The sequence below is a fragment of the Nonomuraea sp. NPDC050451 genome (assembly GCF_044458585.1).
This window is the reverse complement of record NZ_JBITHZ010000001.1, coordinates 144,993-170,245: the sequence shown is the minus strand read 5'-3', so window position 1 is coordinate 170,245 and position 25,253 is coordinate 144,993. Positions and strand designations below refer to the sequence as shown.

Here is a 25,253-nt window from a genome sequence, read left to right as displayed (position 1 = left end):
CGGCCCCTGCCCCCCCCCCCCCCCACCTACCGCGGCGGTTGGTCCCTCCCCGGGGGGGGGGGCCGGCCGGGGGGGGGGGGGGGGGCCCCGGGCGCCCCCCCCCCCCCCCCCCGCCGGACCGGCACGACCGCCGAACGCTCAGGCGGTGACGACGACCTCGGGCAGGTCCCTGCGGGTGTGGAGGTCCCAGTAGATCTGGGCGAGGTCGTCGGAGGAGCGGTGGGGAACGCCCTCGGGGGCCTCGGCGCCGATCATGACGCCGATGGCGACGTCGGCGGCGTGCACGCCCTGGTCGGAAAGGGTGCCGTTGAGGTTGTGGACCCAGTTGCGCAGGGCCGCCTGGGCGGTGTTCACGGTCGCCAGGAAGGGCAGCGGGCTGACCGAGCCGATGCCCAGCGTGTAGAGCAGAGTGCCTGACTTGGCGTCCAGCATCGCCGGGAGCACCGCCTGGGTGGCGGTGATCGCGCCGTACAGGATGTGCTCGATCTCCGGGCGCAGGGCGTCGACCGTCACCTGTTCCGGGGCGACCGTGACCAGCCCGTCGTAGGGGGAGTACTCCAGGACGTCGATGCCGCCGAACCGCTGGGCGGCCTCCGCGAGTGCCGCGGACAGCCGGGCGGGGTCTGCGGTGTCGGCCGGGAACCCCGCCGCGGTGATCCCCTCCTCGGCCAGGACGGCGACGAGCCGGTCGAGGTTCTCGCGGCTGCGCGAAATGAGCGCGACATCGAACCCCTGGCGGCCGAAGACCCTCCCGATCGACAGGCCCAGCCCCGGGCCAGCACCGACGACAGCGATCGCAGGCATGTGAAACTCCCCTTCGAATCCGGGATCACAGCAGCCAGAAAGCGCTCTGACCAGGACTCTTCTGATTTGTGTGAGACCTCATGATGGGTGAGAATCACAAGCCGTACAAAATGCACATCCATGTAAGAGACCCCTGATGAGGCACCGCCATGGCCGCGACCCACGACACACCCGTTCACCTGCCGACGGTGTGCGAGACGTTCACGCCCGCCAAGGCCGACATCGTCCGCCAGATTCTCGAACGCGTCGGCGACAAGTGGAGCCTGCTGATCATCTCCACGCTTCGCGAGGGCCCCGTCCGCTACAGCGACCTGCACCGCGCGATCCCCGTGATCAGCTACCGCATGCTCACCCTCACGCTGACCCACCTGCAACGCGACGGCCTGGTGACCCGCACTTCCTACCCGGAGATCCCCCCGCGCGTCGAGTACGCCCTCACCCCCATGGGCACCACCCTCCTCGACTCCGCCCTCGCCCTCGTCGGCTGGGCCGTGGACCACGCCGACGCGGTCGTTGAGCACCGCGCCGCGTTCGACACCAGCGCCTGAACGGTGCCGATCTCCCGCGCCCAGCAATATCTGTCGTCATCGCGATGACGACATCGCGAACGAGGAGTCCCCGTAGCTTCGGCCGGAAATCCAACAGACATGCCTCTGGCCTGCATAGACAACAGGGTGTCCGCGGCCGCGCCTATCAGGCTGAGACCTCTGCATAAGCGCAGGTGAGAGGCATCTCCGTTGGATCCTGCGCCATTGCTGGCGAAACCCCTCGAACCGCTCATCCCGACCCCCGGCACGGCACAGCCATGTGGTGGCGACCCAGGTCCATGAACGATCTCGGGGTCCGGCAGGGCGTGGATCAGCCGGATCAGCGTGGAGCGGCGGGCCGCCACACCCAGCACGGACACCAGCCGCGCGCCGGCGCGTCCGGCCAACCGCCAGGGCGATGGCTTCCAGTGCGGCGCGCAGCAGCGGAGTACGGCGGGCATGCCGCCTGCTCAGCTTGGGGACCTGCTCGACAAAGGTGCGAACGTCACAGGCGGGGTTTCCGCGGAAAAACCGGCGGACCTCCAGCTCGATCAGTATGGGCTGTCCTGAGGACGGCAGATCGTGAAGTCGGCGACGGTAGCGGCCGTGCCGTCTGCCCGCCGAGGTGGCGCATCGGTGACATAGCGCATGGTCGGCTCTGGTCCGAGCCGTGATCAGCAGGCCATGCTCGATATGCACCTGGCTGAGATGAGGGAACAGCAGAAGGACACGGCAGGCTTCCTCGCCTGCCAAGGCATGCCGCACAATGACCTCGCGGCCGCGTCGAGTTACAAAATCGCGATCACGCGGCCACTGCACCAGCAATGCGGTCACAGGATGTGACAGCTTCACGGACTTTGAGCCAGATCCTCAGTTTGGACAGCACAACCTGGTGGCTGATCAGGCCCGGAACCCGTCGTTCTGCGCCCCTGCACCTTCACTCCTTCGTGAGGCTCACACCGATGAGCTTGATGAGGAACCGATCGATCTGCTCCTGCAGGGGCGGCCACGCCAGGCCGGGTTCGTTCACCCGGATCGACACGGCGCCGTGCACCGCTGCGCGTAGGTCGAGCGCGAGGGTGGCGGCGTCATCGGCGGGGGCGAGTCCCGCGTCCAGGCACCGCTGGACTGCAGCCGTGGTGCGCACCGCCAACTCCTCCTTGAACGCCAGATGCGTGCGCTGATTGAGACTGCTCTCATGCAGCACCTTGTACAGGCCCGCGTGATCGCGAACCCATGTCCCCAGGAACAGCAGGCGCGCTCGTAGCCGGCCCACCGGGTCGCCCGCGGCTGATTCCGCCCGATCCAGATCGCGCAGGAGGTCGCGGGTGCATTCCTCCAGGGCGGCGAAGACCAGGGCGTCGCGGTCGGCGAAGTGGATGTAGACCGAGGTCGCTGCGATGCCCACCTCACGGGCAACGGCGCGTAGAGACAGCGCCTCATCCTCGCCCAGCTCATTCAGTATCCGCAGGGTGGCGTCGATGATGTCGCGGCGCAGCTGTTCTCCCTGCCCTCGCCTGTTGCGGCCCCGGGCGGGGGAGGACGAGGCCGAAGAGAGCGCATCCATGAACTGTATTGTAATGCAGCAACTGTTGCCTTACAGTCGTTGCGCTACAGGTGTTCACTTAGTGGAGACGTCATGGATTCCAGGCTCGAAAGCAACAAGCAAACCGTCCTGGCCTTCTACGAGGCCGGCTTGAACCAGAAGGACTTCGCCACCGCCGCCACGTTCATCGGTGACCGGTACGTGCAGCACAACCCCCGCATCGCCGACGGCATCGAGGGCTTCGAAGCCTTCCTCAGTCAGTTGCGCACGGACTTCCCCGCGCTACGCGCCGAGGTCAAGAACATCTTCGCCGAGGGCGACTTCGTCATCGCACACGTGCACGGCGTACGCATACCCGGACAACTCGGCACGGCCATCGTGGACATCTTCCGGCTGGATGAGCACGGGAAGATCATCGAGCACTGGGACGTCATGCAGCCGATCCCGGAGACCGCCGAGAACAAGAACGGGATGTTCTAGCCGTGACCACCACCACAGGCTCCGCCCGGCCTCCCACCGACGCCGTCCAGCCCGACCCTCGACGCTGGTGGGCGCTGGCCACGGTCGCCACGGCTCAACTGATGATCGGCATCGATATGACGATCATGAACATCGCGCTGCCCTCCGTGCAGCGCGTCCTTAACCTGTCCGGCCCGGACCGGCAGTGGGTGATCACACTTTTCGCCCTGTGCTACGGCGGCCTGCTGCTGCTCGGCGGGCGGCTGGCGAACCTGTTCGGACGCAGGCGCGTGCTGCTGGCCGGACTGGCCGGGTTCGCCGCGGCCTCGGCGCTCGCCGGCGCAGCCACTGGATCGGCGCTGCTGCTCACCGGCCGGGCCCTTCAGGGCGTCTCCGGCGCGCTGCTCACCCCGGCCGTGCTGGCGACCCTCGCCGCCGCCTTCCCTTCGCCCGCCGAACGCGGCAGGGCATTCGGCATCTACGGCACCATCATGGGCAGTTCCTCCGGCCTGGGCCTGCTGTTAGGCGGAGTGCTCACCGACTACCTCGACTGGCGCTGGTGCATGTACGTGAACCTGCCCATCGCCGCCCTGGCCACCGCCGGGGTGCTGTATGCCGTACGCCCGTCGCCCCGCATGGCCGGGGCGCGCATCGACATCACCGGAGCGATCCTGGCCACAGCCGGGCTGATGGCCCTGGTCCTCGGGTTCGCCCGGGCCGAACCCGACGGATGGGACGCGCCGGCCACCTTGGGCCCGCTGGCCGCCGGAGCCTTGGCACTGGTCGCCTTCGTCTGGGTCCAGGCCCGGGTCAAGAGGCCGCTGCTTCCCCTGCGAGTCGTCTTGAACCGCCATCGCGGCGGGTCGTACCTGGCGGTGTTCGGCCTGGCGGTGGGCATGTTCGCCGCGCTGTTCTTCCTCACCTTCTACCTGCAGAACGTGCTCGGCTACTCTCCGATCCAGACCGGACTGGGCTTCCTGCCACTGACCGCCGGCCTCATGGCCGGAGTACGGGCGGTGAGCCCGCTGATGGCCCGTACTCCGGTGCGGACGCTGTTGTCCCCCGGGCTCCTGGCGATCGCCGTCGGGCTCGCCCTGCTCGGTCTCCTGCGACCCGACAGCGGCTACTGGCTGTCCGTGGCGCCGGTATTCCTGCTGGTCGGGCTCGGCGCGGGGTGGGTACTGGTCACCGCCAACAGCACCGCGACCCTCGCCGCCGGCGCCGACAGCGCCGTGGCAGGAGCCATGGTCATGACCTCACAGCAAATCGGCGCCTCCGTTGGCACCGCGCTGCTCAGCACGATCGCCGGGACGGCCGCGGCCGCCTACGGCCCCCCGTCCGCCGAGGCCACCGTCCACGGCTTCAACGTGGCCAGCCTCGGCGCTGCCGGATTCCTGTGCCTGACCGCAATCGCGGTCTTCTTCATCACCGGTCCGCGCAGAGCACAGCCCTAGAGATGAGTAGTTTCCGATGTGGCTCAATGGTCGTAGGCGGTCAGGGACCTGGTGACGGCTGCGCCGTTGGCGCGGTTGTGCCATATCGCGCAGGTCATCACCAGGATTCGCCGGGCCACCCGGACGCCGACACCTTCGGGGGTGTCGTTGATCGACTCGATCAGCTGCCGCACCTTCTTGAGCAGAGTTTCTCCCGGCCGTGGGGTGCCGTAGTTGGGTAGGAGGGATAGTCGACCACCTCGTCAGGAAACTCCGCCCGCCCGCGCGGAAGGCGTCCGTGCTGCGTGAAGTACTTGGGGGTGCCGTCAACCAATGTGGCACCAGCTGCCAAATAGGCAGGGTGGCCCGTCGCGAGTTCGGGAACGTACTTACAGATCGTGGAGTGGCTGACACCCAGTGGCCGGGGCGATGGAGGAGACGGTGTTCTCCAGCCGGGTGAGCAGGTCGCGGGCGTGCCGGACTTGCGTGGAGGTCATCGCAGGCGGACGGCCGAGCCGGCCGCCGCGAGCCTTTGCGGCGGCCAGGCCCTCGTGGGCGCCTTCCACGATCAGCTCATGCCAAAGAACGGCTGCTGGGCTGGCGCGGATTTCGATCGCTTCGCCATCAACGGCGCAGGCTGTCGATGACCAGATCCAGCAGTCGTCCGGCCTGCTTCTCACCGACCGGGCCGGGCGGCACCCGCCACGCGCAGCCCATCATCAGCAGCACGTCGCCGGGATCGAGACCGGGCCGTGGTGCCGGCCGCCTCGCCCGCAGGCAGGATCACGGCTATAGCGCCGATCACCGGGCCGTACGTCTCGTTGGTGACGGCGTCGTGGGTGGCGGCGGTGAGCACGTCGCCGAGCCCGCGCTTGATGGCGAGGTAGCTCGCAAGTTGTTCGAACCACCGTCGCAACGCGATGAGCGGCAGTTCCGGCGCCCAATCGACCAGCTTCTGCCCTCGGTACGGAATACCTCCAACATCAGCGACTCGCGGTTGGGGACGTGCCGGTAGAGCGTGTCCGGGCCTACGCCGGCGCGCTTGGCGATCGAGTTCAGCGAAGCGTCGCCGTAGTCGCGGAGCTCTTGAGCGCCGCCAGCCGCTCTCCATTGAGGCGTCTACCTGCTGTCGGCGATGGTGGCGAGTGGATAAGTGACGTCGCAGGGCATCTCGGCCCCGCAAGGCATCCTCGACCGCCCGCTCGCGGAGCCGCAGCCCGCGCCCCGGCTCGTCGGACGGGCACACCTCGCCGCCGGTAAGATCGGCCGCCCCCTCGAACAGCTCGGACTCGATACGTACGTGATCATGGAACCACCCCATGTCTGGGACCGAGCCGTTCCTACGGCACACGCAGGCGGGTGGGCAGCAGTTCGACCGCCTGCGGGTGTACGGTCGCGATGTGGCTGAGCCGAATCGTCGTAAGATTCTGTACGCGGACATTGTCGCCGCGCTCTTACTCGTCGGCACCGGGGCTTTGTTCCTGGCCGCTCGTCAGGTGTCGGCTAGCGGCCGGATCGCGACCGTGCTGAACCTGGTGGCGCAGGCGTGTGCCGTCGGCGCGGCATTCCTGCTGATCGCGGCGCTCTGGCGACGGCCTGACTCCGGCACATTCCTGCTGGCCCCGGTCACGGACGAACGCGATATTTCCCAGCGCGCCGTTCGAGCCCTTTACTGGAAACTCACGCTCCTTCGCTCGGTCGTCAGCATCGTTATTCTGCAGGCCGCCCTGACCGCCATATCAGCGGTCCTCCCCCTCTGAATCAGGACCAGTCGTCGAGGTCCTCCCAGAGCAGCCAGCGGTGCTTGGTGAAGAGCCAGTCGTGGGTGAGGCGCTCCTGGGTCAGGTGCTCGCACAGCGCCAGCGCGAAAGCCCGGAACGCGACGATCTCGCCGGAGTGGAAGTCGTTCACCACCTCGTCGAGGAGGTGCGGGCTGCCGCCACCCCGGTGAAAGGGCTCGGCGGCGTTCAGTTCGATGAACGTCAGAGAGGTCGCCCGCTCTCCCGCCACCCAGTAGTCGAACGCGTGGCTGGTCACGCCAGAGAACACGTTGAGCGCCCGCCCCCGGCCGGACAGGTCGCGGAGCGTTTCCGCGTACGAGCCCTTGTCGCCGTAGGTGGGTTCGACGACGGCGGTCCAGTCGCCGAGCCGACCCGCGATCGCCGAGCAGGGCCACCCCGCGATCTCCCGGGCCTCGAAGCCCTCGTTCTCGGCTTCGACGATGTCGTATCTGCGCCCGGTGTCCGATCCGCTGCCGAAGACGGCGGCGACCGCGTCCATGTCGAGCCCTTCGGCCCAGGTGACGCACATGGTCTCGTCGAAGTAGCCGACGACGTCCAGGTAGTAGGTCTCCTGTTCACGCATTAACGCGTCCGCCTCCGCATGGGGCGGGGCACCGGCCTTGCGTCTATGGGTTCTCCCGGACCAAGCACAGGACGAGGGTGCGGATGGAGCGGACCGTGGGCGGGCGTCCGCGCCGTTTCGGCGTGCAGGCGCAGGCATGGCGCCGTTTCATCAGATCGCGGTGCCACCGCACAACGGTATCGGGCCGAATCAGGAGCCGCAGCCGGCGAGGGACGTCGTGGGCAAACGGTGCCAGGAGGGCGGCGAGGAAGGCCCGGTCTTCGGGCGCGAACCTCACCCGGGTGCCGACGCCGAGTTGCCGTTCGAGAATGGTGATCTGGTGGCGCAGGGCGAGAATCTCGATGTCCTTGTCCCGATCGCCGATCGGCAGCAACCGCAGCGCGGCAAAGGCGTTGGTGACGGTCAGGTAGGCCAGGCGGAGAAGCACACCCGATCATCATGCCGCATGGCTTCTCTGCGGCGGATGGAATTATCGGCAGGCGGAGGTGACGGAGAGAGGGCTTCCGTCAGGGCGCCAGAACATGTGGCCGGGGATGCCGTTGACCAGCACGGGTCGTTGGCGGGCTCGCCGGAGAACATGCGGGCGCCGGCGGCGACCTCGGTGGCGCCGAGGGTGACGACCATGCCGTCGGGGGTGTCGACGGTCAGCTTCAGGTTCGGATCGAGGACGCGCAGGAGCGCTTCGAGGCCGCCGCTGAGGGCGGCGGCGCGGAATGCCTGGATGACCTCTTGGTGTTCGCGGCCGGGGCCCGCCGGCCGGTCCGTGGCTTGGACCTTGCGGCGGGCGCGGCTGGCGATCATCTTGGTGGCGTCGGCGGATTTGCCCAGGATCTGGCCGATTTGGTGGAACGGGACCGCGAACATGTCGTGCAGGACGAACGCCAGGCGCTCGCTCGGGGTGCGAGTCGAGCAGGGGTGAGGCCGACCGAATCGGTCAGCGCCACCTGCTCGTCCGGCGCGGGGTCGTCGGCGGGCGTCACCACGAGGTCCGCATGCTCTTGCCGTAGGCGGTTTCGGGGTGGGCTTGGCGGGATCTCAGGAGGTCCAGGCTGATTCGGCCGACCACGGTGGTCAGCCAACCCGCCAGGTTGCCGACGGTCGCCTCGACCTGGCGGACGCGGCGCATCCAGGCTTCCTGGACCACGTCCTCGGCCTCGGCCTCGGCCTCGGCGTCGGCGTCGGCGTCGGCGTCGGCGTCGGCGGGCCCAGCACGCGGTACGCGAAGGCGCGCAGCCGATCGTGCTGGGCTTGGAACGCCTCAGTCACGAGGCCGGACGGGTAGGTGGTCACGGCTTTCGCTGCTGATGGAGCGAGACCCGGTTGCCGTCCGGGTCCACCGGCTCGATGCGGACCCCGAACGGATAGTCCACGGGTACGGGCTCTTCGAAGATGACGCCGCGCTGGCGCAGGATCTCAAAATCCTTTCGCAAATCGTCGAATTCGAGGATCAGCGGACCGGGCGCGCTATCCTGGCCCACGTTGCCCGGCTGCCCCGCGACCGCCGCATGCGACCACAGGAGAATCTGCATCGGACTATCGGGAACGCCGACGGTGAGGAAACGTCCGTCGGGTCCACCGGCGCGGCAGCCGCAGCACCTACGTGCCTAATCCCCGAGTAAGGACGGTCTGGCCAGACGAGAAACGGGCGGGCTGTTCGAGCGCCGGGAACATTCAGGCCGTAAGGCCTTTCCGTAGATCGGTGGATGTCCTTGGTGCTCGTGGTGTGGTGGCGGTCGCGTGGGCACCGGACGGATGCCTTCTACTTGCCAGGCGTCGAGACCTAACGTCAGAGCGGCGGCGTCCGGTTCCCTCTCGGCTGCCACCACAGCTGACCTGGCGTTTGGTGTCCGGCGACCGCCGGGTGCCACCCTCCCCGAGACCAGACCTTCGAGGTCTCCCCCCAATGAGAGGTGACGCCCGGCCGCCAAATGTCAACAACCCGCAGCTTGATCACTCGTTGGTGTTGGTGGTGCGAGCCCACCACACGGTCACTTCTTGCGAAACCCGAGCCGTCTGAGCTCCCGGATAGACCGAGGCCCGTGAGGTGAGCTGGTGCCACGAACGGCTACTGAGGTGGCGGACCAGCCTTGCGCTGAGTCCTGGGATTAGGTCGCTGCGTGGCCCGGATGTGCTCGTGACCTTGCGCAAACTGCATCTAAGAGAGGAACGCCTTGATCTACTGCGGCATCGACTGGGCCGAGCACACACATGACGTCGCCCTGGTCGACGACAGCGGCCAGCTATTGGCTAAGAGGCGCATCACCGACGACGCCGCAGGGTACAAGATCCTGCTGGACCTGCTTGTCGAGCACGGCGACACGGAGGAGAACCCGATTCCGGTCGCGGTCGAAACTTCCCGCGGCCTGCTGGTCACCGTTCTGCGGACCGGGAAGCGAAAGGTCTTCGCGATCAACCCGATGGCCGCCGCCCGCTACCGTGACCGCCACTCGGTTTCTCGCAAGAAGTCCGACCCCGGCGACGCTCTGGTGCTCGCGAACATCCTGCGCACCGACATGCACGCACACCGCCCGCTGCCCGACGACAGCGACCTCGGCCGCGCCATAGCCGTTCTGGCCCGTGCGCAACAGGACTCTTTGTGGAACCGCCAGCAGCTGTCCAACCAGCTCCGCTCGCTGCTGCGGGAGTATTACCCGGCCGCCCTGGCAGCCTTCGAGCCCTGGCGCAACGGCCTGTGCCGGCCGGAGGCGCGCGAGATCCTCAAAGCGGCTCCGACGCCGACGCGGGCCGCGACGCTGACTTGCCGACAGCTGGAGGCCACGCTCAGGCGCGCCGGCCGCAAGCGGGGCATCACGGCCGAGGCGAAGCGGCTCCGCGACGTCTTCCACTCCGATTGGGCCCACCAGCCACTCCTGGTCGAGGACGCTCTCGGCAAACAAATGCTCGCTCTCCTCATCCAGTTGGATGCCGCCTGCACCGCCACTGACGACCTTGCCGAAGCGGTTGAAGAAGCTTTCCCTCAGCACCCAGACGCTAAGATCATCCTCAGCTTTCCCGGCCTCGGCGCCCAGCTCGGCGCCCGGATACTCGCCGAGATCGGAGACGACCGGACCCGATTCGCCGATGCCCGCGGCCTGAAGGCATACGCCGGCGCCTCGCCCATCACCAGAGCCTCTGGTAAGAAGTCGAGCATCACCAGGCGATGGGTCAAGAACGACCGCCTCAACCACGCCGGCTATCTCTGGGCCTTCTCCGCGATTACCGCCTCACCCGGCGCCAAGGCCCACTACCGGCGACGCCGCGACGACCACGCGGACTGGCACGCCGCCGCCCAGCGCAACCTCTTCAATCGCATGCTCGGACAGCTCTACTACTGTCTCCAGAACCGCAAGTTGTTCGACGAGAACACGGCTTTCCCCACCGACCTCACCGCCGCCGCTTGACACGTTAGGCGCCTGAGGTGTCTGACGTGGCGTCACGACCTTCAAGCGGCTGACCTACCGATTCGCTTGACAACCTCAGACAACACGCCGGCCGAGGCCCTGTGCGATCCCGGGCACCCGACGCAGGCTCGCCGTTCCGCACGAGGACGTCAACGGCGTCATCGCCACCCCGTCCCGATCCGGGCGGCCCGCAGCGGTGACCGCCGGGCGGTGCGCGCACCCGTTGGTGTCCGCTGCCTGCGATCGATTCCGGGTGACAACCCCTGCGAATTGTTGGAGTGCCGCAATTGCTGCGACACCCCGAGGCGGGCTCGGTGTGGGCACTGATCGTGCGAAGCCGGGAAAGATTCCGCTGGTACGTTGAATTTCTGTCGCAAGTTCCTGACCTGCGGATTTGATTGTCCTAATAGCTCTGGACAATGTTTGGATGATTGGACGGGGCAGATCGCTTGCTGTTGCCGGGCATTGGCGGTCAGAGTGGTGCCGTTCCCAGCGCCGGTGTTCGGTATCGGCGCCATTGGCAGGCGTTCGGATATTCCGCTGAATCGCTGTGCGCGGTTGATCGGGGACTCCCGAGTCGGAAAGTGCAGAGGATTTCTTTGAAAGGAGATCCGATGATCGGACGAAAAGGGATTACAGGAGCGGCTCTCGTCGTCGGGCTGACGGCCGGGCTTATGGCGGGGTCGTCCGCGTCGGCGCAGGCGGGGCTGGGCGTCGCCGCCGTCTCGGACAGCTCGGCCGTCCTGGCGCCGGGCTGGTCGGCGAAGTCCTACCTGGGGATCGGATACCACGACCGCTGCAAGGGCTGGCAGCGGATAAAGACCCCGTACAGGACCGGCGCCTACATCACGACCAGCAGGCAGGTCCACTGCGAGAAGGGCGAGTGGGGCCGCCGGGCCGTGGTCAAGACGAGCCTCCAGCAGTATCGCGGGCTCGGTTTCTGGCGGACGAAGGCCACCTCGACGGTCAAGAAGGGAAGGGCTGCGTTCACCGTGACGACGACCCCTTCGTGGAGGTGCTCCGGTGGCAGCCAGCTCTACCGCAACCAGACGAAGGTGCATCTCTACTCTGTACTGCGTGGCAGCGAAGTGGCCACCCTGTACAAGCGGTCGCAGGAGCGTCGGATCCGGTGTTGATCCCGGGCTGGGACGGGGACGTAGCTCGGCTGAACTTCGGCCCTTGGCGCTCGCGAGAGCGCCAAGGGCGTTTTCTTCCGAAGGAGTGAGCGGCGGATGAGATCGCGTGAGAGAAGGCATGTCCCGGCGTGGCGCATGATCGCCGGCGCGGTCGTGCCGACCCTGGCCTTGGTGCTGTGGTCAACGGTCTCGGTGGCGGAGGAGGAACCGTACGAGGACGTCAAAAGGCAATACATCGCCGCTGTGGACGCGGTGTGTGAGGAAGCGTCCCGACAGTCGGATCTCCGCGAGGAGCCACCTGCGAACCTGCGCGAGGAGGTGGACGAGCTGCGCCGCGCGTCGGAGTCGATGACCGGCACCATCGCCGCGATAGAAGCGATCGCGCCGCCGGGTGGAGACGTCGCACGGGTGCGGAACAGATTCTTCGTGCCCGCCAGGGCGCTGGCCGCGAGTCTGCGCGAACTCAGCGGACGCGCGGAGGCGGCGATGCGCGCGGGCAGGGAGGGCGAGGCGCAGAAGGCGGTGGAACAGTCCTTGGAACCGGACGAGAACGAGAAGACATTGCGATCCTTCGCGGCGGAGTACGGCTTCCGGGCATGCGCGGGTGAATGACCACGGCGTCCGGGTAACCAGCAGAATTCCGGACTTATTCGGACAATTCAGGTAATCTCATTTGCTCTCAGGTGTCACAGGCCATGCCGGGGTCGTCGGCACGGCCGGATGACGGTGCCGGACAGGGCAGGTGAAGATGCCGGAATTACCGGGGACGTCAGGCTCGCAGGGAGACGAGCCTGACCCGCAGTGGACGGGCAGGGCAGCGCGGCCCGGGCGAAAGCCTGTCCGGCCGGAACCGGCCGCGGGCCCGGTGGCCGCCCTCGCGTACCGCCTGTGGGAGCTCAAGGCGGAGGCGGGCGACCCGTCCTTCGCGGAGATGTCGACCCGTATGGGCGCGGCGGCCTCTAAGTCCTCGCTGGCAGCCGCCGCCCGGGGGCAGGTGCTGCCGACCTGGGAGACGACGTGGGAGTTCGTCCGGGTCCTCGCCGTCGACCGGTTGAGGCAGGACGCCGAGGAGGCCAGGCGCGAGTGGCGAGCCCACTGGGAGCGGGCCGCGAGCGCCGCCGCACGCAGCGAGACCACCGAGGGCCGTACGGATCACGACGAGACCCACGCCGGACCCGCCGAGGCCCGTGCCGGGCACATCGAGACAGAGGTCCGTATGGCGGAGCATCCCGAACGCCGAACCCGGCCTCCCCTTGCCAGGAGGCCGGCCATGATCGCAGCGGTCGCGACCGCCGCTGCCGCCGCCGGTGCCGCCCTCTTCACCTGGCTCGCCCCGCTCTCCGGAAAGGACGAGCCCACCGCGCCGGACACCCCGGCGCGGGCCGCGTCCCCCTACGACGATTCCGTCTTCGAGCAGGACGTCACCCATCCGGACGGCACGATGGTGAAAACGGGGACGGAGTTCACGAAGATCTGGCGGATCAGGAACACCGGCACCATCCCGTGGCGGGGACGCTATCTCACCCGGCTGAACGACACCCCGTGCCGCGCGCCCAAACGGGTCGAGATACGCCCGGTCCAGCCGGGCGAGCCCGTCGACATCGCGGTACGCGTCCGCGCATCGGACTCCCCCGGCAGATGCAAGATCTACTGGAAGATGACCGACGAGGCCGGGACCCAGTTGCTGTCCGCCAAGAAGCCGATCTTCCTGGACGTGGTCGTCGGCTGATCAGCTCTCGAAGCGTGTCGCAGAGGTCCTCACGCAATGAGGTGAGGCGTCGCCAGCAGATGAGGGCGCAGGCCGGCTTGAGGAAGGCCTCATGGATGTCGGCGCGGACTTCCCAGTGGATGCGCAGGCGTCGGAAGGCGTGCAGCAGGGCGAAGGTCTGCTCCACGACGTAGCGGTGTTTGCCCAGGCCGGAGCCGTGTGCGGTGCCACGGCGGGCGATCAGCGGCCGGATCTGAAGCTCTCGCACCAGGCGCCGTCGTGGTTATAGCCTCGATCGGCGAGCACGACGTCGGGAGCGCCGGCGGGGACGGACACGCTTGCCGCGCACCTTGGGGATGGCCTGCAGGAGCGGGATGAGCTGGATGACGTCGTTGCGGCCCGGGAAAAGTCGAGCGCGTCGGCCGCGCGTAAGCGGTCCAGCAGCACCTCGTGCAGGCGCTGCCAGACGCCGGAGGCGTTCCACTCGGCCAGGCGTCGCCAGCAGGTCATGCCCGAGCCGTAGCCCATCTCTTGTGGCAGGTGCTCCCAGGCGATGCCGGTGTGCAGGACGAACAAGATCGCGCCTGCCGAAAATGCCATCCATGCAGCTCAAGCGGCAGGTGAGTACTCGTGGAAGACTCCGCCGAGCCGACCGTTCGTTCCACAGCAAGAAGCTCACGGCGGCACGACTGCACCCACCGCTCCATGATCGCGTTCATCCCGCGGTATCCGGATACCAGTGAGCACGGTCCGGATGCCGGCATCGGCGAGAATCTCGTCCATGAGCGCTGGGAACTTCCCATCCCGGTCGCGAATCAGATAGTGGACCCGGCAACCGGCGTCCTCCAAATCCATCACCAGGTTCCTGACGGGCTGCACGACGCAGCTCACGGTCGCGTGCGCGTTGGTGCCGAGTACGCGCGATTCTCCTGCACCAGGCGCAGGGCGAGGGCCCGGATGGGACAGACGGTGGGCGGACGTCCAGGCCGCTTCGGCGCGCAGGAGCAAGCATGGCGCCGTTTCATCAGATCGCGGTGCCACCGCACGACGGTATCCGGCCGGATGAGAAGCCTCAGCCGACGCAGGACGTCGCGGGGCAGCGGTGTCAGGAGGGTGGAGAGGAAGGCTCGGTTCTCGGGCGCGAATCTCACCCTGGTCTCTGCGCCGAGTCGCCGTTCAAGAACGGTGATCTGGTGACGCAGGACGAGAATCCCGACGTCCTTGTCCCCGATCGCCTATCGACAGGCGTTCGTTACGGTCAGATAGGCCAGGCGAAGCAGCACAAACGATCATCTTTGCCGCCCCCCTACCCCTGTCGAAGCCAGGCCAACGCACGTCAGGGTCAGGTTGGCCTGCAGAATGACCTGCACGGACGACTTTGCCGGCAGGACAATGCCCTGTGGCCCTGGCCCGGCGCGCTCCTTACGTGCTCCTCGCGCGTTCGGCTCAGCGTCCTGGACCGGGTCGTCCGGCACTCGTGAGCGCTCAGCCCACGGAAGGTGCCCGCGGTCGGGGTGAAGACAAGCCCCGGTAGGCGGCGTCGCAGCCCAGCACGTCGAAGCGCTCATCGACGACGGCGCGGCCGACCCTCAGGCGGTACCTGTGCCGTCGGAGCCCACGAAAGACCCATTCACGACAGGTACGGGCGACTGTCGCGAAGCCACTCGACACACGTGGGTCCGGCACTCCGAGGGGGACACCCGCCGACGGGTGCCTGTTCGCGAATTTAGGTAGATCTTTCAGGATTATCCCCCATAAGGGGACACATCCGGCATTGCCTTCTACCTGGGACTTTACCTTCGCCGGAACCGTTGAACCCTCCTTGGGGTGCACTTGACCTGCGGAAACATCAAGCTACCCTCGCTCTATCACAGGCTTCCGGTCTATTCACATTGGTCACATGATTACCAATTTTGTCAGGATCAATGTGCATATATCCGGCCTCGTTCAGGAGGTCCCCTCACTTCCATGACGCCAGAGACGCAGAGGTTCATCGAACTGCTCCAGCGCCAGCTCGGCTATGCCGACAAGGGCTCGAGCACCAAGTTCGGCGAATGGTACGGCAGCAACGTCGAGTTCGATGCCGACTACAGTTCGGCCCCGTGGTGTGACATGTACATCTCGTGGGCGGCGCACAAGCTCGGCTACCAGGCATGGATCGGCCAGTTCGCGTGGACGGTGGCACACGCGAAGTGGTTCAAGGAACAGCACGCGTGGGGGAAGGTTCCGACGCCCGGCGCGTTGGCCTTCTTCGACTGGAGCGGCTCCGGCAAGATCGACGACATCGACCACGTCGGCGTCGTGACGAAGGTGCAAGGCGACACGATCTTCACGATCGAGGGCAACACCGACGGTGGCGTCGTGGAGCGCAAAGAGCGCAACACGAGCAGTGTCGTCGGGTACGGCTATCCGGAACGGGTCAAGGCCCGTCTGGACGCGACCGGGTCCGAACCCCAGCTGGTTCAGGCGCGGCCTGGACCCGAGGCGCCGCAGGAGGCCGACGACTGGTCCGCCGAAGCACGACCCGGGTCCCAGACGCGGCAAGATCAATATCCCGACCAGACGTCTGAGGCATCACGCGACACCCACGAGACCCAGGAACAACCCGGCCACCGGCCCACTGACTCGCGACCCGACGCGGACACGACCAACGACCAGCCCTCCGGCGATCACGGCGATCACACGGGACATGAGCAGCCGTCCAGCGACAAGACAGTCCAGAGCCCCCACGGCCAGAACCCCCCAGCCACCGACGACCACGCGCCCCCGGCAGGCGGCCGGCCCGGGGCTGACGACCCCGGCTGGAACACCGCGGACGGACCGGGCACGGGTGCTGCGGACGGCTCGCACGCCCCGGCCCCGAGTTCCTCCGACAACCCGAGCGCCAGTCCGACATCCGACACACCGTCCACCACCCCCACCCCGACATCCGACGCCCCGAGCGCCACCGCGACCCCCACGGTCACCCCGACCCCGGTCACCCCGACCCCCACGGTCACCCCGACCTCCGGCACGCCCTCCGCCACGGCCGCCCCAACGCCGACCGTCTCCGAGACACCCCCCACAGCCAGCGCGACCCCGACCTCCGGCACGCCCTCGACGACGACCCCGGCCACGTCCACAGCCAGCGCATCGGCTCCGGAAATCACTCCTTCGCCGACCGCCACCACCGCCGAGCCGACCGAGCCCGCCGCTTCTCCCGAACCCGAGCCGACCGCTTCCCCGACGGAGGCGGCGGCCACGTCCCAGTCCGAGCCGGCCGCCACCCCCACGCCGACCACCGCCCCCTTCTCGGCCGAGCCGGTCCCCGAGGAGAGCACCCCTGCCGCGCCGAAAGCGGCTGACACCGCGGTCGCGACGGCGTTCCCCACGCACCTCGAGGCCTCGGTCAGCGGCCCACTGCCGAGTTTGTCCACTCCGGCGTTGGTCACCTCGGCCGTGGTCACCGTCGTGGCTCTGTTCGCGGTGTTCGTGGTGCTCAAGACCCGCGCCGGCGCCCGCTCGGCCGCCACCGCCGCCGGGTACGCTCCCCCGAGCCCGCCCGTGCCGGTCGTCCCGCGACACGGCGTCGCCGAGCCGGACGAGGGCACGGCGTGGAGATGGGAGCTCCTGGAAGCCATCGAGGCTGCCGTAGCCCTCGACACCACCCCACCCGGCGAGCAGGACGGCGCCCCACCCGCCCAGCAGGAGAACCGGCGACCCGACCCCGCTGTCGGCCCTCAGGAGGACGACGCCCTGACCGAGCCACTGGAGTCGATCGTCGAAACCGGGCCGCTGGAGTCGACCATCGGCACCGGGCCGCTGGAGTCGATCGTCGACACCGGACCGCTGGAGTCGGCCGTCGGCAGCGGGCCCATCGAGCGCATCGTCATCCCGGAGGCGACGAGCCCGTTCAACGCCTTCACCCCGGCCGGGTCCCCGGACGAGGACGTCCCCGACCCGGCCCGCAACGGGCGCAGCGGACACGGCGACCAGCACGCCGGCGACGGGGATGTCACCGCTGAGAGGACGCCTCCGCCCCCGGCCCCCGACGCGCTCTAGCTTGAGCGCCTGCTCGAGCCGGGGGGTTGGAGATTCAGATCCCCGAATAATCGCGATCTTGTAAAGCCCTCACGCGGAGTCGGCCGCTCGTCAACGATCGGGTTTCGGGGTTGAGGAACCGGGGAGCAGCCGTTGGCGCTGGAAATGATCTTGATTTGGTGGAGGAGGGCAGCTCAGCGGCGGTCGCGGTGGCGTCGCGCGGGCGCGGATCTCGGCTTCGGCAAGCAGGGTGTACCACTTGGGCACCATGGATGGCACGTCCGTACTTGGCCGTCTGCGGCAGATCGCGTGGAGCACCTCGGTGACGTCGTCGGCGGTCGGTTGTCCCAATCCTCTTACCGCCGCTGCGCGTCCCGGAAGGTGCCGGGGGTGGTGGAGGTGTGGCGGTTGAAGAACTTTCCGAAGTTGGTGGGGTCGGTGAAGCCGAGACGGCGGCCGATGTCAGCTACGGGGGCGTCGGTGTAGGCAAGGAGACGTTGGGCTTCCAGGATGACGCGGGCGTCGATGAGGTGTTTGGCGGGGTGGCCGGTGGCGGCGACGCAGATGCGGGTGAGGGTTTTGACGGTGTAGCCGAGGCGGGCGGCGTAGTGCTCGGCGGAGCGGGTGATGGCGTAGGAGCGTTCGAGTTCGGCCTGGAAGCGGGCGAAGAGGTCGGTGACGGCGGTGTCCCCGCAGTGGATGTCGCCGGTGGGCAGCCTGTCGATGCGCAGGAGCAGGACGGCCAGCAGGTGGCGGAGCAGCGCGACGGGCATCGCGTCGGCGGGTGCGGCGCGCTCGGTGGCGATCTGGTCGATCGTGATGGAGATGGCTGCGAGGTCCGGTTCCGCCAGGTCCCATCGGGGGGTGGCGAGCCTGCCGGTGAGCCCCGTGGCTCCAGGGTCGGGCGGGAAATCGGCGGTGAACAGCACTGCCCTCCCCTCGATACTGCCCGGCAGGTGGAAGCGGTGGGCCTGCCCTGGCCGTATCCACAACAGGGTGCTCGGACGGCAGGGGTGGGTGACGAAGTCGATCTCGTGACGGCCTTCGCCTGCGGTGATCAGGATGAGGATGTGGAAGTCGGCGCGGTGCGGCGAGGCCAGGCTCCGGGTGGGGACCCGGCCGGCGATATCGGCCAGGGACACCACCTCGATCCCCACCGGGCATGCGTCGGCCGGACGGTAACCGACCTCGGGTATCCCAACATGTCGCCGAGTGACCATCACATATCCCTTATTCACCAGCCCGACCTTTGTTCTCATCCTTGCAGGCGGACAGCGATGGACGAGAAAGACCATTCCGCGTGCAACGAAGGAATCGAGGGCCGACCGAGTCGGCTGACAGATGGGAACGGATGATGAACGCCAAGGACACGGTTCTGCAGGCCGCCGGTGAACTGTTCGGGAAGAAGGACCCCTCGGCGGTGGACCGGTTGGTCGCCCCCGGCTACCGCCAGCACAGCTCGCTGGCCGCCGACGGGCCCGAGGCTCTGCGCGGCCTGGTCGCCTCGCTTGGCGACGACTTCCGTTACGAGGGCGCCCGGGTCATCGCCGACGGCGACCTGGTCGCCCTGCACGGCACCTACCGCGGCTTCGGCCCCGCCCCGCTCGTCGCCTTCGACCTGTTCCGGGCCGAGAACGGCAAACTGGCCGAGCACTGGGACGCCCTCACCCCGCTGGTCACGACGACGGTCAGCGGCCGCACCCAGACCGACGGCCCGACCCAGCCGACCGACCTGGACCGGACCGAGGCCAACCGCGCCCTGGTGTCGGAGTTCGCGGAGAAGGTGCTGAAGGGCGCCGACTACTCGGTTCTCACGGACTACATCTCGACCGAGACCTACCACCAGCACAACCCCGAGGCCGGCGACGGCCTGGACGGGTTCGGCGCCGCCGCGGCGAAGTGGGCCGAGCAGGGCAAGAACCTCGTCTACACGACCATCCACAAGGTCATCGCCGAGGGCGACTTCGTCCTTCTGCAGTCCGAGGGAGTGTTCGGCGTCCCGGTCGCCTACTGGGACCTGTTCCGCGTCGCCGACGGCAAGATCGTCGAACACTGGGACGTCATCGCCCCGATCCCCGGCAAGCTCCCCCACGGCAACGGCCTGTTCTGACCACACCTCAGCCACGCGATTTGGAGGGCCGATGAGCGCGCTCACTTACGCCGGACAGACCTTCATCTTCCGCGTCGACAACGGAGTGGTCTTCCGCAACACCTACACCGCCGACGGCACCGGCCTGCACTACGAAACCATCGAGGGCCCGGCCAAGGGCGCGCAGGAGACCGTCGAGTTGCATGCCGCAGAGGTCGTGCCCGGCATCTTCATCCTCGGCTGGGTGGAGCGATCCGGCATGACGATCAGCCATGTCATGAATCTCAACACCCATACCGTCCACGCCTTCTGGACCTACGACCCCGGCCAGGGGCGCACCGGCGAACTCCACACCGGGACCCTGTCGCCCGCCTGACCGCATGGACGCGCCGCCGTGCCGGCCCCAGGCAGCGCCGGGTGCCTACGGCGGCGCGTCCCGCACCGCCCGGAGAGTTCCCGTGCTCACCACCACCCTGCCGCTCGACGCCTACGCCGCCGCCGTCGCCCTGAACGACCCCTTCCGGCCCACCGTCCAACCCGACCTGGCCGTACGCCCCGCCGACCTGGTTCGCGAGGCACTCGACCTGCTCGGCGACGACCCCGCAGCGCTGCGGGCCGGATGGCGCCCGGCGCGGTGGACGGGCTGGAGGATTCCGCCGCCCGACGGCTGCCGCGCGCCGTCCTCACCCTCCGGGAGCCAGGCCCGCTGCCCACCGGGGCCGCCAGGGTGCTGGACGAGTTCCTGGCCGGTGAACGCCTGGCGCGCAGCACCACCGACGCGGCCTCACTCCCCCATCCGTTACCTGCACCTACCCGGCCGCCGACCGCACGGCGCTGTGGCAGGGCGACCGGCACCGCCAAGATCACCCGCGGTTATCCCCGCAACGGCTTCGCCCGCGACCGGATCTTCACCCGGCAGGGCGACTATGGCCGCTACCAGTGCACCACCCCCTGCACCCCTGCCACCTGGAACGCCGAACCCCTCATCGCACTGCTCCTCGCCACCTACGACCCGGCGCCCTGCCCCGCTGCCCGAACTGCGGCGGACAAGTGGAGATCAACTTCCGGGTCGGCCCCGGGTTCATCGACGCCGCCTACCTGCCCGCCGGCCGCCCCCTCCGGCACCCGTCTGCTCATCCTGGAGTTCGGCACCGGATTCAACCCCCTGCTCGACGCGATCAACGCGCCGCACCCGGCGCCCGAACTCAAGGAGACATCATGAGCGACCCGGACAAGAACAAGGCCACGGCCATGGCGTTCTACGACCTGATGTTCAACCAGTGCCGTCCCACCGATGCCATCGACCAGTACGTCGGCGACACCTACATCCAGCACAACCCGCATGTCGCCGACGGCAAGCAGGCGTTCATCGACTACTTCGAACGCATGGCCGCCGAATACCCGGGCAAGCGCGTCGGCTTCAAACGCGCCTTCGCCGACGGCGACCACGTCGTTCTGCACTGCCACCAGATCTGGCCCGACGAGGAGTACGCGGGCATCGACATCTTCCGCTTCGACGCGGACGGCAAGATCGTCGAGCACTGGGACGTCCTTCAGGTCATCCCGCCCATCTCCAAGAACGACAACACCATGTTCTGAACGCAGCCCGGGGAGACATCAACACCGCTCTCGATCGGCCGCGACCTGCTTCACAGGTGGTGGCCCCACGAACGCATGGTCACACCGCCGGAGGACGGGCGACGACGGTGAGCTACGCGGAGCCTGGCCACGGCCGGGCTCGGCAGAACGACGCCTAGGCAGACCGGTAAACCCCGTCGCCCTCCTCTCAGGCAGGGGGCACCCGAGCGGGGATCGCCTCGCACCGGCCCAACTGCGTCCCGCTTGGGAGACGGGGCACGTGTACCCCTGTCGGACCCATCCGGTGAAGCTGCTCGAGGGCGATCTCGACCTTGGGCGCTGGAGCGGTGTCACGGGGAGGTGGCGTGCCAGATCTGCAGGGCGCGGCCGTTGCAGGTCAGTTGCCGGGTGCGTGCCCCGTTGGATGCCGAACTGGACGGATCCTCAACATCGTCTCAACATCCGCCGCCCTATGGTCCGGGAAGGCCCCGCTCGAGCAGAATGGCGGACTTGATGGTTCCTCTCACTTCTTCCGACCCGCACCGCCTGGGACGGTACTGGCTGGTCGGCCGCCTCGGCGCGGGCGGCCAGGGCGTCGTCTACGAGGCGTACGGCGAGCCGGGCGAGCGGGTCGCGATCAAGGTGCCCAGGTCCGAGGGCGCGCAGGCGCGGGCCAGGCTGGCCAAGGAGGCGTCGGCGGCCCAGCGGGTGGCCTCGTTCTGCACCGCCAAGGTGATCGAGGCGCAGGTCGAGGCGGCCCCGCTGTACATCGTCAGCGAGTACGTCCCCGGCCTCAGCCTGCGGCAGGTCGTGGCCGAGTCGGGCCCCTACGAGGGCGACCGCCTGCGCCGCCTGGCCGTCGGCGTGGCGACCGCGCTGACCGCCATCCACCAGGCCGGCATCGTCCACCGCGACCTCAAGCCGGACAACATCATCCTCGGCCCCGACGGCCCCCGGGTGATCGACTTCGGCGTCGCCAGAGAGGTCGGGCCCACCACGAGCGGCCCGATCATGGGCACCCCGAACTACATGTCGCCGGAGGTGTTCGACGGGCGCGCCGTGACCGAGGCGGCCGACCTGTGGGCGTGGGGCCTGGTCGTGCTGTTCGCGGCCCGGGGAGCTGACGCGATCGAGCCCGGCGACCCGATGGCGGTCATCGGGCGGCTGCTCGACTTCAGGCCGGACGTGGCCGGGCTGCCCGAACCGCTCGGCTCCCTCGTGGCGGCCGCCCTGTCCAGGAACGCCGCCGACCGGCCGGCCGCCAAGGAAGTGCTGCTGCGCCTGCTCGACGACACCATCGCGGCCGGCACCGTCGCGGCCGGCACCGCCGAGCAGGACCCGCTGGCGCGCGGCGGCACGCTGGCCGGCACGCTGAAGGGCCGGGCGGAGCCGGACCTGGGCGCGATCGCCGAGGAGCTCTTCGCCGAGCTCACCGAGACCGAGCGGGCGAGCGTGCCCGAGGTCTTCCTGCGGATGATCGACGGCGACGCGCTCCGGCCGGTCGGCCGGGACGAACTGCCCGAGACCCCGACCGTCGACGCGCTGCTCGACGTGTTCGCCGCCGCGGGCATCGTCACGCGGACCGGGACGGCGTACGCGCTGGCCATGCCGGGTCTGCTGCGCGCCTGGCCCCGGCTGGGCGAGTGGGTGGCGGACAACAGCGCCGGGCTGCCCGTGCACCGCAGGCTCGCCGCCGCGGCCGCCGAGTGGGACGACCACGGCCGCAAACCCGCCGACCTGCTCCAGGGCACCCACCTGGACCGGACCCTGCAGTGGGCGGCCACCGAACGCAAGGACCTCACGCTCACCCCCCGCGAACGCGACTTCCTCGACGCGGCCGCCAGACAGGCCCGCCGGCGCTCCAGGACGCGCAACCTGATCGCGGCCGCCCTGACCGTGCTGCTCGTGGCCGCGCTCGGCGGGCTCGGCGCCGCCGAATACCTGCGCAGGGAGTCGAACAGTCAGCGTGACAACGCGCTGGCCCAAGCGCTCGCACTGCGCGCCGCCGACCTGCGGAAGAGCGACCCCCAGGCCGCGATGCTGCTGAGCGTGGCCGGCTGGCGGCTGAGCCCGGGACTGCCAGAGGCCCGGGGCGCGCTCTATGACTCGCTCTCCCAGAGCACGACCTCACTCTTCGCCGACCCCGACTACACGGCCGACACGGTACAGGCGCTCGGCCAGGACGGGCGTACGCTCGTGTCGGTGAGCGGCGGCACGGCCAGGATCTGGGACGTTCCCGGCAAGCGGCGGATCGGCACGCTGTCGGACGTGGGCACAGGAGTACGTGAAGCCGCGCTCGCCCCCGACGGGCACACCCTGGCCCTCATGGACGGCAAGGCCGCACGGCTGTGGGACACGCGGACCGGCCGGCCGCTCGGCGATCCCATCCCGCGCAGGACCGGAGAGCAGTGGCGCGCCGACCTGGAATTCGACAGGTCCGGGCACTACCTGGCCATCCCCGGAAGAGTCCTGCAGGAATGGTGGGACGTCGCCACGCGTAAGCGGCTCACCGCCCCTTCAGGAGCCGCGATCAACGCGATCAGCAGGGACGGCCGCTACGGTTACGCGGTCAAAGGCACGACGGCGGAGCTGTGGGAACTTCGCGACCGCAAGAGGACGCGCCTGCCGCCACGCCGCCCCGACGACGGTGTCATCAACGACGTCGCCTTCAGTGACGACGGCAGGTCGGTGACGACCGTCGCGATCCTGCCCTCGGGCGAGCGGAGCATGATGGGCCTGTTCGAAGTGCCCTCAGGAAAGGAGATGATGGGCTACGAGGACGAGCTCGCCACGGATGCGGCCTTCGCCTTCGGCGATGAGTTCATCGCCGCCTGGGCCGGGCAGAGCACGCTGAGGCTGGCGCGGCGCTCCGACCTCACCACGGTGTACGAGCGGGCCATGCCTGACTTCGTCGCCCAACTCCGCTTCGACCTCGCCGGCCGGGCCGTCCGCTATCTGAGCGACCGCGGCGTTGTCTACACCGAGGACGTCGCGACGGTGTTCGACCGGCCGATCACCTCCGGCGAGGGCAACAGCGTGCAACTGGACCCCTCCGCGCGCGTGCTGGCCGAGGTCAACATGGACAGGCTCGACGTCAGGGACACGGCGACGGGACGGCCGCTGATCGCGCCGGTCGGCTGGTCGGGCACGGGGGCCGCGACGGCCTTCAGCGCCGACGGCCGCCGCCTCGCCCTGGCCGGCGGCGACAGGATCTCCATCGTGGATCTGGCCAGGCGCGAGGTGTCGTCCAGGCTCAAGCTGACGGGTAACGGCGGGCAGGGCGCGCAGGCCCTGGCGTTCAGCCCGGACGGCCGCACGCTGGCCGTGTCACGCGCTGGAGAGTCCGGCCGCGTCGAGCTGTGGGACCTTGAACGGGGATCCGCACGGACTACGACCGGGCGCGGCGCGGGCTCCGTGGCCTTCCGTCCCGATGGACGGCTGCTGGTGACCGGGAACCCGTTCCAGCTCATCGATCCCGCGACGGGCGCCACCCGCCCTCCCGCGCCAGGGACCGGCCAGCTCGACGGTCCCTTCGCCTTCAGTCCGGACGGCCGTCAAGTGGCCTTTTCCGGCCCCGACCGGCTCACCTTGTGGGACGGCGACGTCAGGACCCGGATCGCCCAGTTCTCCGCGGTGCCGGGCGGCGAGGCCGCCATGCTCGCCTGGTCACCCGACGGGCGCACGATCGCCTCATACGAGGGGGGCATGCGCGTGCGGTTGTGGGACGTGCCGAGCCGGCAACCGCTGGGTCTCGTCTTCGACGGTAAGCAGAGCCTGAATGAGGTCGGCGTCGGGTGGGTGGCGTTCTCGGCGGACGGCACGAAACTCCACACCGCCGCCCTGGACGGCACCGTACGCGTGCATGACGTGGACGAGCGGCACGTGGCCGCGACCGTGTGCGCACGCGCGGGCCGTACACTCACCGCCGCTGAATGGTCCCGCCACCTGCCCGGCGTCGAGCCTTTCACGCTGTGCCGATCCGCAGAATCGGCAGCCCGCGGGTCCACATCCGCCGGTGCGGCGGATGAAGACCCTGGCCACGTTCGGGGCGGGCAGCAAGGCATCGGCAATGGGCTGGTGGACCCGGCCGCGCCGGACCGCGACGCTGCCGGCGGTACCCGGAGTCCGGAGGCCAAGGCGATCGATGACTGGCGGCCACCAGGGTGATCAGCCCGGCCCGCCGCAGGT

At 68.8% G+C, this 25,253-nt stretch carries 27 protein-coding genes and 2 pseudogenes; 14 read left to right on the top strand and 15 right to left on the bottom strand.

Annotated elements, in window-relative coordinates; genetic code table 11:
* Nucleotides 1-138: 138 nt before the first annotated feature.
* On the bottom strand, nt 139-804 hold the full coding sequence (locus tag ACIBI9_RS00675) for an SDR family NAD(P)-dependent oxidoreductase (RefSeq protein WP_397219802.1): 666 nt from the start codon (nt 802-804) through the stop codon (nt 139-141).
* A 149-nt stretch (nt 805-953) separates the two neighbouring features.
* Between ACIBI9_RS00675 and ACIBI9_RS00670 the strand changes: the two genes are divergently transcribed.
* Nucleotides 954-1,352 (top strand): winged helix-turn-helix transcriptional regulator, encoded by a 399-nt coding sequence (locus ACIBI9_RS00670; RefSeq protein WP_397219801.1) that lies wholly within the window; start codon nt 954-956, stop codon nt 1,350-1,352.
* Nucleotides 1,353-1,388: 36 nt separating this feature from the next.
* Here the strand turns inward: ACIBI9_RS00670 and ACIBI9_RS00665 are convergent, their stop codons facing one another.
* Entirely contained in the window at nt 1,389-2,030 is a 642-nt protein-coding gene (locus ACIBI9_RS00665; RefSeq protein ID WP_397220813.1) for a transposase family protein, read from the bottom strand.
* A gap of 238 nt (nt 2,031-2,268) precedes the next feature.
* Nucleotides 2,269-2,898 (bottom strand): TetR/AcrR family transcriptional regulator, encoded by a 630-nt coding sequence (locus tag ACIBI9_RS00660; protein ID WP_397219800.1) that lies wholly within the window; start codon nt 2,896-2,898, stop codon nt 2,269-2,271.
* Nucleotides 2,899-2,970: 72 nt separating this feature from the next.
* Between ACIBI9_RS00660 and ACIBI9_RS00655 the strand changes: the two genes are divergently transcribed.
* Both ACIBI9_RS00655 and ACIBI9_RS00650 read left to right on the top strand, forming a co-directional pair.
* A complete protein-coding gene (locus ACIBI9_RS00655) occupies nt 2,971-3,357 on the top strand; it encodes an ester cyclase (RefSeq protein ID WP_397219799.1) in 387 nt (128 codons plus the stop codon).
* Between the two features lie 2 nt (nt 3,358-3,359).
* Entirely contained in the window at nt 3,360-4,790 is a 1,431-nt protein-coding gene (locus ACIBI9_RS00650) for an MFS transporter (protein WP_397219798.1), read from the top strand.
* Between the two features lie 23 nt (nt 4,791-4,813).
* Here the strand turns inward: ACIBI9_RS00650 and ACIBI9_RS00645 are convergent, their stop codons facing one another.
* The 4 genes and pseudogenes from ACIBI9_RS00645 to ACIBI9_RS00630 form a co-directional block, all read right to left on the bottom strand.
* Entirely contained in the window at nt 4,814-4,963 is a 150-nt protein-coding gene (locus tag ACIBI9_RS00645) for a hypothetical protein (RefSeq protein WP_397219797.1), read from the bottom strand.
* A 195-nt stretch (nt 4,964-5,158) separates the two neighbouring features.
* Nucleotides 5,159-5,335: a hypothetical protein gene (locus ACIBI9_RS00640; protein ID WP_397219796.1), complete on the bottom strand. Its 177-nt coding sequence runs from the start codon at nt 5,333-5,335 to the stop codon at nt 5,159-5,161.
* A gap of 110 nt (nt 5,336-5,445) precedes the next feature.
* Nucleotides 5,446-5,685, bottom strand: coding sequence for a hypothetical protein (locus ACIBI9_RS00635; RefSeq protein ID WP_397219795.1), 240 nt, complete (start codon nt 5,683-5,685; stop codon nt 5,446-5,448).
* Nucleotides 5,571-5,837: pseudogene (locus ACIBI9_RS00630) on the bottom strand (TetR/AcrR family transcriptional regulator); the annotation flags it as partial. The gene ACIBI9_RS00635 and the pseudogene ACIBI9_RS00630, both read right to left, overlap by 115 nt.
* A 251-nt stretch (nt 5,838-6,088) precedes the next feature.
* On the opposite strand from ACIBI9_RS00630, the gene ACIBI9_RS00625 reads away from it, so the two are divergent.
* Nucleotides 6,089-6,529, top strand: a complete 441-nt coding sequence (locus ACIBI9_RS00625; protein ID WP_397219794.1) for a hypothetical protein — start codon at nt 6,089-6,091, stop codon at nt 6,527-6,529.
* Between the two features lies 1 nt (nt 6,530).
* Here the strand turns inward: ACIBI9_RS00625 and ACIBI9_RS00620 are convergent, their stop codons facing one another.
* The 5 genes from ACIBI9_RS00620 to ACIBI9_RS00600 all read right to left on the bottom strand — a co-directional run bounded on the left by ACIBI9_RS00620 (nt 6,531) and on the right by ACIBI9_RS00600 (nt 8,662).
* Nucleotides 6,531-7,133: a DUF6461 domain-containing protein gene (locus ACIBI9_RS00620; RefSeq protein ID WP_397219793.1), complete on the bottom strand. Its 603-nt coding sequence runs from the start codon at nt 7,131-7,133 to the stop codon at nt 6,531-6,533.
* 43 nt (nt 7,134-7,176) lie between these two features.
* Nucleotides 7,177-7,560, bottom strand: coding sequence for a hypothetical protein (locus ACIBI9_RS00615; protein WP_397219792.1), 384 nt, complete (start codon nt 7,558-7,560; stop codon nt 7,177-7,179).
* Nucleotides 7,536-7,997: a hypothetical protein gene (locus ACIBI9_RS00610; protein WP_397219791.1), complete on the bottom strand. Its 462-nt coding sequence runs from the start codon at nt 7,995-7,997 to the stop codon at nt 7,536-7,538. The genes ACIBI9_RS00615 and ACIBI9_RS00610 overlap by 25 nt, the downstream gene beginning before the upstream one ends.
* 112 nt (nt 7,998-8,109) lie before the next feature.
* Nucleotides 8,110-8,259 (bottom strand): hypothetical protein, encoded by a 150-nt coding sequence (locus tag ACIBI9_RS00605; protein WP_397219790.1) that lies wholly within the window; start codon nt 8,257-8,259, stop codon nt 8,110-8,112.
* Nucleotides 8,260-8,419: 160 nt separating this feature from the next.
* A complete protein-coding gene (locus ACIBI9_RS00600) occupies nt 8,420-8,662 on the bottom strand; it encodes a hypothetical protein (protein ID WP_397219789.1) in 243 nt (80 codons plus the stop codon).
* Between the two features lie 642 nt (nt 8,663-9,304).
* Between ACIBI9_RS00600 and ACIBI9_RS00595 the strand changes: the two genes are divergently transcribed.
* From ACIBI9_RS00595 to ACIBI9_RS00580, 4 genes are all read left to right on the top strand, one after another.
* The gene (locus ACIBI9_RS00595; RefSeq protein ID WP_397219788.1) at nt 9,305-10,534 is read left to right on the top strand and encodes an IS110 family transposase; all 1,230 of its coding nucleotides are present in this window, start codon (nt 9,305-9,307) and stop codon (nt 10,532-10,534) included.
* Nucleotides 10,535-11,148: 614 nt separating this feature from the next.
* Nucleotides 11,149-11,670: a hypothetical protein gene (locus ACIBI9_RS00590; RefSeq protein ID WP_397219787.1), complete on the top strand. Its 522-nt coding sequence runs from the start codon at nt 11,149-11,151 to the stop codon at nt 11,668-11,670.
* Between the two features lie 135 nt (nt 11,671-11,805).
* Nucleotides 11,806-12,282 (top strand): hypothetical protein, encoded by a 477-nt coding sequence (locus tag ACIBI9_RS00585; RefSeq protein ID WP_397219786.1) that lies wholly within the window; start codon nt 11,806-11,808, stop codon nt 12,280-12,282.
* A 253-nt stretch (nt 12,283-12,535) separates the two neighbouring features.
* Entirely contained in the window at nt 12,536-13,399 is an 864-nt protein-coding gene (locus ACIBI9_RS00580; protein ID WP_397220812.1) for an NBR1-Ig-like domain-containing protein, read from the top strand.
* A 37-nt stretch (nt 13,400-13,436) separates the two neighbouring features.
* Here the strand turns inward: ACIBI9_RS00580 and ACIBI9_RS00575 are convergent.
* Both ACIBI9_RS00575 and ACIBI9_RS00570 read right to left on the bottom strand, forming a co-directional pair.
* A pseudogene (locus ACIBI9_RS00575) lies at nt 13,437-13,957 on the bottom strand (transposase); the annotation flags it as partial.
* A gap of 96 nt (nt 13,958-14,053) precedes the next feature.
* Complete coding sequence (locus ACIBI9_RS00570; protein WP_397219785.1) at nt 14,054-14,233, bottom strand: hypothetical protein; 180 nt, start codon at nt 14,231-14,233, stop codon at nt 14,054-14,056.
* Nucleotides 14,234-15,346: 1,113 nt separating this feature from the next.
* On the opposite strand from ACIBI9_RS00570, the gene ACIBI9_RS00565 reads away from it, so the two are divergent.
* The gene (locus tag ACIBI9_RS00565) at nt 15,347-17,419 is read left to right on the top strand and encodes a CHAP domain-containing protein (RefSeq protein WP_397219784.1); all 2,073 of its coding nucleotides are present in this window, start codon (nt 15,347-15,349) and stop codon (nt 17,417-17,419) included.
* A 335-nt stretch (nt 17,420-17,754) separates the two neighbouring features.
* Here the strand turns inward: ACIBI9_RS00565 and ACIBI9_RS00560 are convergent, their stop codons facing one another.
* Nucleotides 17,755-18,540 carry a helix-turn-helix domain-containing protein gene (locus ACIBI9_RS00560; protein ID WP_397219783.1) on the bottom strand — a complete coding sequence of 262 codons (786 nt, stop codon included), beginning with the start codon at nt 18,538-18,540 and terminating at the stop codon, nt 17,755-17,757.
* Nucleotides 18,541-18,749: 209 nt separating this feature from the next.
* On the opposite strand from ACIBI9_RS00560, the gene ACIBI9_RS00555 reads away from it, so the two are divergent.
* The 5 genes from ACIBI9_RS00555 (at nt 18,750) to ACIBI9_RS00535 (ending at nt 25,232) form a co-directional block, all read left to right on the top strand.
* On the top strand, nt 18,750-19,508 hold the full coding sequence (locus ACIBI9_RS00555; protein WP_397219782.1) for a nuclear transport factor 2 family protein: 759 nt from the start codon (nt 18,750-18,752) through the stop codon (nt 19,506-19,508).
* Nucleotides 19,509-19,539: 31 nt separating this feature from the next.
* Nucleotides 19,540-19,863 carry a MoaF-related domain-containing protein gene (locus ACIBI9_RS00550; protein WP_397219781.1) on the top strand — a complete coding sequence of 108 codons (324 nt, stop codon included), beginning with the start codon at nt 19,540-19,542 and terminating at the stop codon, nt 19,861-19,863.
* 243 nt (nt 19,864-20,106) lie between these two features.
* Nucleotides 20,107-20,709 (top strand): hypothetical protein, encoded by a 603-nt coding sequence (locus ACIBI9_RS00545; protein ID WP_397219779.1) that lies wholly within the window; start codon nt 20,107-20,109, stop codon nt 20,707-20,709.
* On the top strand, nt 20,706-21,086 hold the full coding sequence (locus tag ACIBI9_RS00540) for a nuclear transport factor 2 family protein (RefSeq protein WP_397219778.1): 381 nt from the start codon (nt 20,706-20,708) through the stop codon (nt 21,084-21,086). The genes ACIBI9_RS00545 and ACIBI9_RS00540 overlap by 4 nt, the downstream gene beginning before the upstream one ends.
* Before the next feature lie 492 nt (nt 21,087-21,578).
* Nucleotides 21,579-25,232 (top strand): serine/threonine-protein kinase, encoded by a 3,654-nt coding sequence (locus ACIBI9_RS00535; protein ID WP_397220811.1) that lies wholly within the window; start codon nt 21,579-21,581, stop codon nt 25,230-25,232.
* The last annotated feature ends 21 nt before the right edge of the window (nt 25,233-25,253 follow it).

Excerpts from the sequence above, each read along its gene's own strand:
- ACIBI9_RS00675 (WP_397219802.1), bottom strand. The coding sequence starts at position 804 with ATGCCTGCGATCGCTGTCGTCGGTGCTGGCCCGGGGCTGGGCCTGTCG.
- ACIBI9_RS00670 (WP_397219801.1), top strand. The coding sequence starts at position 954 with ATGGCCGCGACCCACGACACACCCGTTCACCTGCCGACGGTGTGCGAG.
- ACIBI9_RS00660 (WP_397219800.1), bottom strand. The coding sequence starts at position 2,898 with ATGGATGCGCTCTCTTCGGCCTCGTCCTCCCCCGCCCGGGGCCGCAAC.
- ACIBI9_RS00655 (WP_397219799.1), top strand. The coding sequence starts at position 2,971 with ATGGATTCCAGGCTCGAAAGCAACAAGCAAACCGTCCTGGCCTTCTAC.
- ACIBI9_RS00625 (WP_397219794.1), top strand. The coding sequence starts at position 6,089 with ATGTCTGGGACCGAGCCGTTCCTACGGCACACGCAGGCGGGTGGGCAG.
- ACIBI9_RS00620 (WP_397219793.1), bottom strand. The coding sequence starts at position 7,133 with ATGCGTGAACAGGAGACCTACTACCTGGACGTCGTCGGCTACTTCGAC.
- ACIBI9_RS00610 (WP_397219791.1), bottom strand. The coding sequence starts at position 7,997 with ATGTTCGCGGTCCCGTTCCACCAAATCGGCCAGATCCTGGGCAAATCC.
- ACIBI9_RS00605 (WP_397219790.1), bottom strand. The coding sequence starts at position 8,259 with ATGCGCCGCGTCCGCCAGGTCGAGGCGACCGTCGGCAACCTGGCGGGT.
- ACIBI9_RS00600 (WP_397219789.1), bottom strand. The coding sequence starts at position 8,662 with ATGCAGATTCTCCTGTGGTCGCATGCGGCGGTCGCGGGGCAGCCGGGC.
- ACIBI9_RS00590 (WP_397219787.1), top strand. The coding sequence starts at position 11,149 with ATGATCGGACGAAAAGGGATTACAGGAGCGGCTCTCGTCGTCGGGCTG.
- ACIBI9_RS00585 (WP_397219786.1), top strand. The coding sequence starts at position 11,806 with ATGATCGCCGGCGCGGTCGTGCCGACCCTGGCCTTGGTGCTGTGGTCA.
- ACIBI9_RS00570 (WP_397219785.1), bottom strand. The coding sequence starts at position 14,233 with ATGGATTTGGAGGACGCCGGTTGCCGGGTCCACTATCTGATTCGCGAC.
- ACIBI9_RS00565 (WP_397219784.1), top strand. The coding sequence starts at position 15,347 with ATGACGCCAGAGACGCAGAGGTTCATCGAACTGCTCCAGCGCCAGCTC.
- ACIBI9_RS00555 (WP_397219782.1), top strand. The coding sequence starts at position 18,750 with ATGATGAACGCCAAGGACACGGTTCTGCAGGCCGCCGGTGAACTGTTC.
- ACIBI9_RS00550 (WP_397219781.1), top strand. The coding sequence starts at position 19,540 with ATGAGCGCGCTCACTTACGCCGGACAGACCTTCATCTTCCGCGTCGAC.
- ACIBI9_RS00545 (WP_397219779.1), top strand. The coding sequence starts at position 20,107 with ATGGCGCCCGGCGCGGTGGACGGGCTGGAGGATTCCGCCGCCCGACGG.
- ACIBI9_RS00540 (WP_397219778.1), top strand. The coding sequence starts at position 20,706 with ATGAGCGACCCGGACAAGAACAAGGCCACGGCCATGGCGTTCTACGAC.
- ACIBI9_RS00535 (WP_397220811.1), top strand. The coding sequence starts at position 21,579 with ATGGTTCCTCTCACTTCTTCCGACCCGCACCGCCTGGGACGGTACTGG.